Below are 12,452 nucleotides of genomic sequence, written 5' to 3' on the forward strand. Positions count from 1 at the left end.
AGACGCGTGCTGTTCCTGCTGGAGTCGCCACCTTCGCTTCTTACAATTCAACAACTTTGTAATTATAACCAATATAATTCATCAATACTCAGTTATAACAATCCTTTTTTAAGTTAATCTTTCTTTTTGATTCCTTGTTCTTCTGCTAATCGTTTGGCGACTTTCACGGAGTCCCAAACAGGCGGTAATATTAAGAGCGAGACTGGAACGGCTGACACAACGATAAAGTTCTGTAACATACCGATACTGTCACCACTACCATCACCAATTGCAATCAGTGTAGCTGCGACTGCACCAAATGTTAGAGCCCAGAAGACTCGAACATATTTGCTCGGTTCATCATTACCTGTTATAGCAACAGCTGATGCATATGACATGGAGTCAGTTGTTGTTGCAACGAACACGACCGTAATAATTAAGAAACATAACGCCAAGAAGGTACTAAATGGCAATTGTTCTAATATAGCTGCAACAGCGGCTTCTTGACCAACATTATTAAGCGGATCGGAAATAACACCTGGATTGTCCATTTCAAATGATAGTCCAGAGCCACCTAATGTTGCGAACCAGAAGTTACTGACTAATGGTGCCATAATCGCAACTGCGACAACAAGTTCACGAATTGTACGACCACGGGAAATACGAGCGATAAAGATTGCCATCATAGGCCCGAAACCAATGAACCAACCCCAGAAGAAGACAGTCCACCAGCTTAACCATGCACCATCACCACGAGTTAAACTCATCATTAAGAAGTTTTGCATTTGGAATGCCTCAGCTGTGATGAATGCGTCTAATATAAACATTGTCGGACCAATAATTAAAATGATAATCATTAAGACAATCGCAAAACCAACATTAAATCGGCTTAATAACTGAATCCCTCGATCAACACCCGAAATAGCTGAAATACTCGCAATGGTTACAAGAATAATAATAAACGAAATTTGTGTAAACAATGTACTTGGAACACCGAAAACATCTTCAAAAGCATATGCGGCTTGAATACCTAAGAAGCCAATTGCACCAATAGTACCTGCTGCAACAGCAATAATTGATGTGACATCGGCTAAGACACCCCATACGTTAAACCGGCGAAAAATTTTATCACCAAATACCGGATATAACATCGTTCTTGGCTTAAGGGGCATACCTTTATGGTAGTGTGCATACATAATGACGATTGTTGCAACAGTACCTAATATCGCCCATGCTGAGAAGCCCCAGTGGAAAAAGGCTTGTGCTAAACCTGGTACAACACGATTCCACTCACTCAATCCTTCTTCAGCAAATAATGGCGGTGTAGTCACATAGTGAGAAATCGGTTCACTTGAAGCCCAAAATACGCCACCTGCTGCCAATAACGTTGTTGTAATCATTGCAATCCAACGAAAATTACTATATTGGGCCTCTTCTTTATTACCTAAACGAACACGACCGTAGCGTGAAAACATTAAAATTAAACTAACAATTAACGTGGCAAGCATTAGTAGTTGCCAGAATAAACCGAAATACTTAGCGGAAAAATCAAAGGATTTATTAACCGCTGTTGACGCGAAATCGGGAGTGAAAAACGCTAAAATAAGAAATAATAACAAGAATCCTCCACTGATCGCAAATGGACCCCATTGCGTCCCTGTTCCTAAGTATTCTTCGGAATAGTATTTTTTCTTCATCCTTGTCCTCCTGTAATTTTGGTGAATTGTGTGCTGTGTCTTTTTTGTGACATGTTTTTTTACACAATTATTCTTAAATTTTAGTCTAATCTAGTTTATTCGTCAAAAATTTTATAGCAAAGTGATTTAGGCAAAACGTGCGAATTTTAAAGCTGTCGATAGCTGACCTATAGTATGTCGCTCTATTTATCCTCTTGTCTTGTTATTTGCTACTTTTTAGAAGTTATGAGGATTATGGCTAATTTTTTTGAGCAATAAATAATCCCCACGAGCTAATTACACTCGTGGGGAGAATAAATTAGTCTAACACTAGCTTTTGTTTGAGCTGGGTTAGCATATCTTCTGTCATTTTGTTGAGATCATAGTCAATGGTGAAATCCCATTCGTCTTTTGCGGCTTTAGAGTCAATTGAGTTTGGCCAACTATCTGCGATTGCTTGGCGTACTGGATCGACATCATAATCCAATTCAAACTCTGGGATATGTTGTTGAATTGCCCGTGCAAAATCTTCTGGTGCAGCACTCATGGCTGTCACGTTATAGGCATTTCGATTTTTGAGACGAGCGGGATCCGCTTCCATCAAATCAATAATGGCCTTAACAGCATCTGGCATATACATCATATCCATGTAAGTACCTGCTGCTATATAAGATGTATATCGACCTTGTTTTAACGCTTCATAATACATTTCGACCGCATAATCTGTTGTCCCGCCGCCTGGTTCTGTATCATATGAAATCAATCCAGGGAAACGAACGCTTCTCGTATCAACGCCAAATCGTTCAAAATAATAGTCACACAGTAACTCACCAGCGACTTTATTCACCCCATACATTGTTGTTGGACGTTGCACTGTTAATTGTGGTGTTTGATCTTTTGGTGTGGTTGGACCAAATGCACCAATCGAGCTTGGTGTGAAAAATTTCGCTTCTCGTTTTCGAGCAACTTCAAGCGCATTCATTAACCCATTCATATTTAAATTCCATGCTAGTTGCGGATTGTTTTCAGCTTTGGCTGATAATAATGCCGCTAAATGAATAATCGTATCTACTTGGTAACGGTCTGCTATCTCCTGCATCGCATCACCATCTGTTACATCAAGTGTTTCGAATGGACCACTTGTCACAACAGGATGGTCAGCTTCGCGAATATCTGTTGCAATCACCTGCTGATGACCATAACGTTCTCGTAAAGCCATCGTTAATTCCGAACCAATTTGACCTAACGATCCGGTAATTAATATTTTATTCATCTCCGGTTCTCCTCCCGTTATGTTCTACTTCTCGATTAGATTACCCCTAATTCTTTACCAACTTTTTCATAGGTCTTAATCGCTTGATCTAACATTTCTTTTGTATGAGCTGCTGTCGGCATATTACGGACACGACCTGTTCCGCGTGGTACTGTTGGAAAGACGATTGCTTTCGCATAAACGCCTTCTTCGTTTAGCCGTTTACTAAATTGTTGCGTCGTTTTTTCATCCCCAATAATACATGGCGTGATCGGTGTTTCACTTTGGCCGATATCGAAGCCTAATTCTTTAAGGCCTGCTTTTAAGTAATTACCGTTTTCCCACATTTGATCGTAAAGATCTGTCGATTCCATTAATAAATCAATCGCTTTACGTGATGCTGCAACGTCTGCTGGCGATAATGATGTTGAGAATAAGAACGGACGAGAGCGGACTTTAAGCCAGTCAATTAGTTCTTGTTTACCCGCAACATAACCGCCGACAACGCCGATCGCTTTCGATAATGTGCCCATTTGGAAGTCAATTTTATCTTGTAAGCCGAAATGCTTCACTGTTCCTGCACCTTTACCAAGAACACCTGAACCGTGCGCATCGTCAACATAAGTAATAAGGTCAAATTCTTCAGCGACTTCAACGATTTCAGGTAACTTCGCAATATCACCATCCATTGAGAAGACTCCATCTGTAATGACCATGATTTTGTTATATTGACCAGATTCTGTTGCTTCTTTTGCCTTCTGACGTAAATCTTCCATATTACTGTGTTCAAAAGGAATAATCTTTGCCTTTGATAGGCGACAACCATCAATGATCGAAGCATGGTTTAATGAATCGGATAATATCGCATCATTTTTATCCATTACAGCTGAAATCGCTGCCATGTTGCAATTAAACCCTGATTGATACGCAATCGCTGCTTCTGTTCCTTTAAATTCTGCAATTTTCTCTTCTAATTTCACGTGCAAGTCTAACGTACCATTGATTGTACGAACTGCACCAGCACCAACACCGTGTGAATCAACGGCATCTTTAGCAACTTCTTTCAAACGTTCATCCGTCGCTAAACCTAAGTAGTTATTCGATGATAAGTTAATCAGTTTTTGACCGTCAATTGTTATTTCAGGACCGTTCGCACCATCGACAGGGTCGATTTCATTGTAAAGCCCTTGATCTTTTAAATCTTGTAAGTTTTGTTGTAAAAATTGATCTAATGTTTCACTTGGCATAATGTCCCTCCTAAGCTAGTTTCACTCCATACATATGATAACATGTTTTGTTTTTTTGTGGGTTATAAATTGAGTTACCACTTTAATCGGTTTATAGCGCCATAAGCATTAGCTTTAGCTATTCCGTAAATGAGATACGAAGTAATTTGTACAATCGAGTAGGAGGAGGTGATTAACCTCCGACCTCTCACACCACCGTACGTACGGTTCCGTATACGGCGGTTCAATTTTATTTAAACACGTACTTTCTTATAATGTTGTGCAGAGGAGACTAGCCCGAATTGGGCTAGTCTCTTGTTGGTTATTGTGGTTGTAAGAATCCAGGAGTAAGCGGTGCGAACCGCACCTTTACTTGTATAGCTGTTTCTGTAAGCATTGTATTTACTCATGCCTAATTTAATTAGATTCTTTCTCCTGTTCTTAGGTGTTTTCCACTTTGTCCATATGCACGCTCTTAGGCGAATCCTCGTATGGGAGTCAACACGGTCCAAAAGGCTTTTCATATAACCTATCCTAAAGTAATTAACCCAACCTCTTATGAGTTGGTTAATCCGTTCCACTTGATACTTCGTATCAACACTCCAATTTCTTTTGGTTAACTGTTTCAGTTTATATTTGAACGTTTCGATGGATGTCTGATGTGGCTTTGCTTTATACTCATGACTTTGGTAATCTATAAAGAAGCCAAAACCAAGAAACTTCAAATCAGGGTTATTGGGTTTGGTTACTTTTGATTTCGTTGTGTTGACGGTCAGGCCAAGCTTCTCTTCGATAAATGTTGATACCGAGCGCATAACGCGATTCGCGGACATCTCGCTTTTGACCATAATGATACAATCATCAGCGTATCTAACGAAGCGAAGGCCTCGATTGTCGAGTTCTTGGTCTAACTCGTTCAACATAATGTTACTTAACAACGGGGATAGATTGCCACCTTGTGGTGTTCCTATGATGGTCTCCTTATACCCTTCATCTAATTGCACCCCACTTACTAGAAATTTTCTAATGAGTGAGATCACATCGCCATCTTTCACCGTTCTCGAAATAAGGTTCATAAGACGGTCATGATTGACCGTATCAAAGAAACGTTCAAGGTCTATATCCACCACCCATTCGTAACCTTCATTCATAAATTCAAGTGACTGACGTATCGCCATTTCAGCGTTTCGTCCTGGTCTAAACCCATAACTATGTTCATGAAATTGTGGGTTAAACTTGGAAGTTAGAACTTGTGTTATTGCTTGTTGAATAACCCGATCAACCACAGTTGGAATGCCTAGTAGGCGAACTCCCCCATTATCTTTAGGAATCTCAACCCTTTTGACTGGTGCTGGTTGATACTCTCTTCGTTTGATTTGGCGGATGATATTCTTTTGATTTTCCACCATATATGATGGCAACTCTTGAATCGTCATGCCATCCACACCAGCAGCACCTTTGTTTTTAATGACGCGTTTTTGTGCCTCGTCAAGATTATCTTTCCTAAGAATCAAGTCCAACAGTTTTTCATCGTACATGCTTGTTACTTCCTTTCTTTCTCGTAAAGATGGTATCCACTTTAACGCGGTATGCCAGTGGTCTTTTTCCTCTTCCAATCGAGATTTCCGTAACCATAAAATTGTTCAGCCCTTCGCTCTTTCTAACTTTCGTTAGATGTCTTCACTACTACGGCTTCAGCTGACTTCTCATCATCCAAACTTATATCACTACAAGTCTTTGATGTAGATAATGAGACCTCCCTGGTTAAGGTGCGAGCTCTTTCTCTCCATCTATCTGCTATATTTACACCGCATGATATGAGTAGTTATAGGACTTCAACTTCTTTAGCAGTCTTATCCTCATACGTTGCCTCTTATATAGTTTCTATTCGTCAGACCAGAGATTTGTCTAGGGCTTCCTTCAGATTCCATGTCACCATGGACACCCTTGCCTTCGACTATGTGCTTACCACTACCAGGTCGCACTCAGGACTTTCACCCGTTAGAGCTCACCCATGCCAGGCAAACTAAAAAAAGCAGGAAGTTTTTAACTCCCTGCTTCTATAACCATTAGCCACGTACTGCTGATGTGTCTTTGGTTGGTTGGTGCACGCCTGCTTCAATGTCTTTCATGTAGTGACATGCAGCTACGTGACCTTCTTGCATATAATCTTCATTTCTTAATTCCGGTGTCTCTTCTGCACATTTTTCTGTCGCAAATGGACAACGTGTGTGGAAGCGGCAACCTTTTGGCGGATCCATTGGTGACGGTACATCACCTTGTAAGAAAATACGATCTGTTTTCTTCTCTGGATCTGGTACTGGAATCGCTGATAATAATGCTTTTGTATAAGGATGTTGTGGGTTTTCGAAAATGGATTTCGTATCGCCCATTTCAACAATCTTACCAAGATACATGACAATAATACGATCAGAAATGTGACGAACGACACCTAAGTCATGGGCAATGAATAAGTAAGTCAAGTTCATCTCATTCTGGAATTTCTTAAGCAAGTTTAACACTTGTGCTTGAATCGATACGTCTAATGCTGATACAGCTTCGTCACAGACGATTAGTTTCGGGTTTACTGAAAGAGCACGTGCAATACCGATACGTTGACGTTGACCACCTGAGAATTCGTGAGGGAAACGATCAACTTGGTGTGGTTGTAGACCAACTGTTTCCATTAATTCTGCAATCTTTTCATTACGCTCATCTTGCGGTATAACTTTTTGAATTTCCATTGCTTCGTTTAATGTTTGGCGTACTGTCATACGCGGATTTAATGAAGCATATGGGTCTTGGAATATGATCTGTAAGTCTTTACGCATATCGCGCATTTCTTTTTTACTCATCGAAAGTAAATCTTGTCCGTCAAACTCAACTGTTCCGTCAGTTGGGTCATCAAGTCTTAAAATTGCACGACCAGTTGTTGACTTACCACAACCTGACTCCCCTACTAAACTGACTGTTTCACCTTCATAGATATTGAAGGAAATATCGTCAACCGCTTTAACATGGTTCACAGTTCTTCCTAAAATGCCTCCCTTAATCGGGAAGTATTGTTTTAAATTATTGATCTTTAGTAGTTCTTGCTTCTGGCTCATATACTCTCACCTCCGGATCGCCGTCCCATTCATCAGTGTAAATCCAGCAACGAACTTGTTCTTCATCACCAATATCCTCAAGATCTGGTAATTTCTCATGACATAAGTCCGTCGCAAATGGGCAACGCGGCGCAAATCGACACCCTACTGGCATCTCATGTGGCGCTGGTACTGTACCATGAATTGGCTCTAATTCTTCTTGGTCAACATCACTACGCGGTAGAGAGTTTAGAAGTCCAACCGTGTATGGATGACGTGGATTTTTGAACAGTGTGTTAACATCTGCATACTCTACGACTTTACCACAGTACATAACCGCAACATAATCACATGTTTCAGCAACGACACCTAGATCGTGGGTAATCATAATAATAGACATATCAAATTCATCTTGTAATTCTTTTAATAACTCTAAAATTTGGGCTTGAATCGTTACATCAAGTGCTGTTGTTGGTTCGTCAGCAACTAATAATTCAGGATCACAAGCAAGAGCCATCGCGATCATCACACGTTGACGCATCCCACCTGACAATTCAAATGGATATTGTGTAACACGACTACGTGGAGAAGGAATTCCGACAAGTTCAAGTAATTCAACAGCTTTTTCTGTCCCTGCTTCTTTACCTAAACCACGGTGAATTTTTAACGCTTCACGTAATTGTTGTCCCACTGTATAAACCGGGTTCAACGATGTCATCGGCTCTTGGAAAATCATCGAAATTTGGTTACCACGGATTTTACGCATTTGATTATCATTATATTTTAATAAGTTATCGCCTTTAAAATTAATCTCGCCACCCACAATTTTACCTGGAGAATCAATTAATTGAAGGATCGATAACGCACTAATACTTTTACCTGATCCGGACTCACCTACGATTCCCAATGTTTTACCTTTAGGAACGTCGAAAGTGACGCCATCAACAGCTTTTACTTCATTACCTTCTACGAAGAAAGACGTTCGTAGATCATTAACTTCTAAAATTGTTTCTTGGCTCATCTTGTTACACCTCGCTTTCTATCATTAATCGTTAAGATCAATTCGCTTATTAAGGAATTTATACGAAATATCGACAATTAAGTTTACGACAACGAAGACAACGGCAATAATAAGAATACATGCCTGAACAACCGGGAAGTCACGTTGTATAATTGAATCGACTAGTAAACGTCCCATACCGTTAATCGCAAAGACTGATTCTGTTAACACAGCACCTGCTAATAAAGCACCGAATTGTAAACCAGCTACGGTAACAACTGGGATTAAAGCATTTTTTAGTGCGTGTTTATAGATAATAACACGTTTTTTAACACCTTTGGCACGAGCTGTTCGAATGTAATCCTGTGAGATGACATCAAGCATACTCGAACGCGTCATACGAGCGATAATAGCCGCACCTGCTGTACCGAGTGAAATAACTGGTAAGACAATGCTAGAAGGACCTTCCCATCCTGTAGGTGGGAACCAACCAAGATTAACAGCAAACCATTGGATCAACATTAAACCTAACCAGAAGTTCGGCATCGAAAGTCCAAATAACGCTATAATCATAATGGTAATATCTGAGATTGAATACTGGCGTACTGCTGAAATAATACCTGCTAATAAGCCCATAAAGATACTTAAAATCGTTGAGTAGATTGATAGTTCTAGGGTCACTATAAACTTCGGCCAAACTTCATCTGCTACCGGTGTATTATAGCGCATTGAAGTTCCTAAATCACCTTGAACAACACCGGAAATATAATCCCAATACTGTACTGGGAGTGGGTCATTTAAACCTAAACTTTCTTCAATTTGTTCGATTGTATCAGGTGGTGCACTTTCACCAGCCATCAACTGAGCCGGGTTACCCGGAGTTAGGTGCATTAAAGAGAACACTAGAATTGATACACCGAGTAATACCGGAATCAGCTGCAACACTCGACGAATTATATATACAGTCATCTTGTTTGCACCTCTTTCCTATTTTTTCATTTTCGGGTCTAACGCATCACGTAAACCGTCACCGAAAATATTAAATGCCAACACGACAATGACGATTGCCATACCAGGGAAGAACGCAATATGTCCTGCGTCACGCATATAGCTTCGACCATCGTTTAACATGGCACCCCACTCTGGTTGAGGTGGCTGTGCACCCATACCTAAGAATGATAGACCCGCTGCTGTTAGAATCGCTGTTGCAATATAAAGTGTCGCATTAACAATCACTGGTGATAGAACGTTTGGTAGGATGTGTTTGAAAATAATGCGTCCATCTCCAGCTCCCAATGCTTTAATCGCATCGACATATTCAAGATTTTTCGCAGCTAATGTAGAACCACGAATAATTCTGGCAAATCCAGGGATAGCATAAATCGCAACAGCAATTGTTACGTTAACTAAACTACCACCTAGAATACTAACGATAGCTAAAGCTAATAGAATACCAGGGAATGCAAGTAGAATATCAATGAAACGCATAATAACGGCGTCAATTTTACCACCGTAATACCCCGCAATAATACCAATTGGAATCCCCATTGCTGCTCCCATAAAGACAGAAGCAAAACCAATTCCTAACGTTAGTTTCATACCATGAACAATTCTAGTAAAGATATCACGACCTAAGTGGTCTGTCCCAAACCAGTGTTCTGCTGATGGTCCAGCGAACTTGTTAATAACATCTGTATCAGATGGATCTGTCGATAACATCCACGGTCCAATAATTGAAAAGATAACTAATATTAAGATCGTGTAAAATCCGATTAAGGCAGGAACGTTCTTTTTCAAACGTCGATAAAAGTCTTTCGCCGCTTTAACACGAGGATTTTCTACTTTTGGTTGAGTAGGCGCTGCCTCTACTTGTTGATTCGACATAGTATATACCCCCTTTTAACTTCATAACCTATTATTTTCTTTGATGATCTAACCGATTAACTTAAGCAGAATCTTCCATTATATTGTTCAGAGCGTAAATATTACAAATTTCATAAATAGTGCAAAAATTTCGGTTGGACAATCATCATTTTAACACAATTGTAAGCGCTTCAGTAACAACAGTTTTTGGAAAGCTTGTTCGGCGAGTCTACTTTCTTCTTAACTATCATAAACGTATCTTCAAATCCTGACAAGAATTTACCTTGAATTAAATATATTCTGAATAATGCTACAATAATAAATTTATTCATTAAATCTGATATTTATCCATATTGTTATACTGAAACTGCATGCTAAATAATATTTTAGATTAAATATAACCTTGCTAATAGTTTGAAAATAGTTTATAGTATCTTTGAGAGCTTACCTAAAATTTAATTTAGGTTCGACTCATTAAAAACAATTTTTCAAGGGGGTAACACAAGCATGAAGTCAAACAAAACACTTTGGCTCGTAGCTGCAATGCTAGTTCTTTCACTATTTCTAGCAGCTTGCGCTGGTGGCGGTTCCGACGATGAAGGCGGTTCAGGCGACGAAGGCTCAAGCGAAGATTCGAGCAGTGATGAAGGAAGTAGTGAAGAAGGAAGCAGTGATGAAGAAGCTTCCAGTTCAGAAGGTAACGATCTAGAAATTGCAATGGCAGCAGACATTGTATCTTTAGATCCGCACGGTAACAATGATACGCCATCAAGTAATGTTCGTAGTAATATTTACGAAACACTTGTAACACAGAATGATGATATGGAGGTTCAGGAAGGTCTTGCAACTGATTGGGAACAAGTTGATGACACAACTTGGTCATTCACACTACGTGAAGGCGTTATGTTCCATGACGGTACTGAATTTACAGCATCTGCTGTAAAAGCAAACCTTGAGCGTGTACTTGACCCAGCACAGGCGTCTCCACGTACTTTCCTTTATGAAATGATTACAGATGTTTCAGTTGAAGGAGACTATGAAGTTCAAATCACAACTGAATATCCATTCGCTCCACTACTTGCACACCTAGCTCACGATGCTGGTGGTATGATTAGTGAAGAAGTTATCGATGCTGACTACGAAAATGCTTTATCAGAAGCTGAAGACGTAGATATGTCAGTCGAAGAGTATTATGAATTACGCGCTGAAGGCGGTAGCGAATTTGAAGAGGTTTCAGGCGAAATCACTGAATTCGTCGGTACTCACGTACAAGAGAACCCTTATGGTACAGGTTACTACCAATTCGATTCTCGTACATCAGGTGAATCAACGACTTTAACACGCTATGAAGATTACTGGGGTGAACCTGCAACGCTTGATAGTGTAACATTCAAAGTTGTTCCAGAACCTGGTGCACGTCTAGCAGAACTAGAAACAGGCGAATCACACATTGCGGATATTACACCAACGCAGAAATCTAACGTTGAAGAAGGCGAAGGCATGCGCGTAGAGCAAGTACCATCTGTCAGCCTTTCTTATATCGGCTTTAACATGCAAAAAGAACCATTCGATAACAAGAAAGTTCGCCAAGCAATTAACTTAGCAATTAACCAACAAGAAATTATCGATGGTATTTACCAAGGAAATGGTACAGTTGCAACTGGCCCATTAGCTCCTGGCGTATTCGGTTACGATGATAGTGTTGAAGGTCTAGGACATGAACCAGATCGTGCACAAGAATTATTAAACGAAGCTGGTTATGAAGATGGTTTCGAAACAACACTATGGACGAACGACAACGAATCCCGTGTTGAAACAGCTGTTTACGTACAAGACAAATTAAGCGAGTATAACATTGATGTAGAAGTTCAAGAACTAGAATGGGGTACTTACTTAGAGCGTACAGCTAACGGTGAACATGACATGTTCGTTCTAGGTTGGTCAACTGTTACTGGTGATGCTGACTATGGTCTATACGCACTATTCCATTCAAGCGCAGTAGGTTCAACAGGTAACCGTTCTTTCTTAGAAAATGAAGAGTTAGATAAGTTACTTGATGAAGGTCGTCGCGAAACAGACGAAGAAAAACGTAAAGAAATTTACTCAGAAGCACAAGAGCTTCTAACTGATATTGCTCCAATGGTTTACATTCACCATAAAGATAACCTTAAAGGTGTAAGAGAGAATGTTGAAAACTACTCTGTAGACCCATTAGGTATCCATCAGATTAAGAACGTTGAAATTACTAACTAAGTAATCAACGACCTAAAAAAGGCCGGCCATTGCGCCAGCCTTTTTTTATGGCTCTAAAATATTTGTTGGGGTACAGACACAATTCAGAGTGAGATTTTGATGGCTGCCGTTGGCCTC

Annotated in this window: 9 protein-coding genes; 1 reads left to right on the plus strand and 8 read right to left on the minus strand. The window is 40.0% G+C overall.

Annotated features, from left to right (window positions below; genetic code table 11):
• Positions 1-113: 113 nt before the first annotated feature.
• The 8 genes from ACKXGF_RS13075 to ACKXGF_RS13110 all read right to left on the minus strand — a co-directional run bounded on the left by ACKXGF_RS13075 (position 114) and on the right by ACKXGF_RS13110 (position 10,103).
• Positions 114-1,676: a BCCT family transporter gene (locus ACKXGF_RS13075; RefSeq protein WP_411954138.1), complete on the minus strand. Its 1,563-nt coding sequence runs from the start codon at positions 1,674-1,676 to the stop codon at positions 114-116.
• Positions 1,677-1,974: 298 nt separating this feature from the next.
• Positions 1,975-2,928, minus strand: a complete 954-nt coding sequence (locus ACKXGF_RS13080; RefSeq protein WP_411954139.1) for an L-threonine 3-dehydrogenase — start codon at positions 2,926-2,928, stop codon at positions 1,975-1,977.
• Positions 2,929-2,963: 35 nt separating this feature from the next.
• A complete protein-coding gene (locus ACKXGF_RS13085) occupies positions 2,964-4,154 on the minus strand; it encodes a glycine C-acetyltransferase (RefSeq protein WP_411954140.1) in 1,191 nt (396 codons plus the stop codon).
• A gap of 233 nt (positions 4,155-4,387) precedes the next feature.
• Positions 4,388-5,749: a group II intron reverse transcriptase/maturase gene (gene ltrA, locus ACKXGF_RS13090; protein ID WP_411954141.1), complete on the minus strand. Its 1,362-nt coding sequence runs from the start codon at positions 5,747-5,749 to the stop codon at positions 4,388-4,390.
• Positions 5,750-6,202: 453 nt separating this feature from the next.
• Entirely contained in the window at positions 6,203-7,240 is a 1,038-nt protein-coding gene (locus ACKXGF_RS13095; protein WP_411954142.1) for an ABC transporter ATP-binding protein, read from the minus strand.
• A complete protein-coding gene (locus ACKXGF_RS13100; protein ID WP_411954143.1) occupies positions 7,206-8,240 on the minus strand; it encodes an ABC transporter ATP-binding protein in 1,035 nt (344 codons plus the stop codon). Before ACKXGF_RS13100 ends, ACKXGF_RS13095 begins: the two co-directional genes overlap by 35 nt.
• A gap of 24 nt (positions 8,241-8,264) precedes the next feature.
• On the minus strand, positions 8,265-9,188 hold the full coding sequence (locus ACKXGF_RS13105) for an ABC transporter permease (protein WP_411954144.1): 924 nt from the start codon (positions 9,186-9,188) through the stop codon (positions 8,265-8,267).
• Positions 9,189-9,206: 18 nt separating this feature from the next.
• Entirely contained in the window at positions 9,207-10,103 is an 897-nt protein-coding gene (locus tag ACKXGF_RS13110; protein WP_411954145.1) for an ABC transporter permease, read from the minus strand.
• A 486-nt stretch (positions 10,104-10,589) separates the two neighbouring features.
• Between ACKXGF_RS13110 and ACKXGF_RS13115 the strand changes: the two genes are divergently transcribed.
• Entirely contained in the window at positions 10,590-12,335 is a 1,746-nt protein-coding gene (locus tag ACKXGF_RS13115) for a glutathione ABC transporter substrate-binding protein (protein ID WP_411954146.1), read from the plus strand.
• Positions 12,336-12,452 lie beyond the last annotated feature (117 nt).

This window comes from Alkalibacillus sp. S2W (genome assembly GCF_046764385.1).
In the GTDB taxonomy this organism is placed as follows: Bacteria; Bacillota; Bacilli; order Bacillales; family Alkalibacillaceae; genus Alkalibacillus; species Alkalibacillus almallahensis.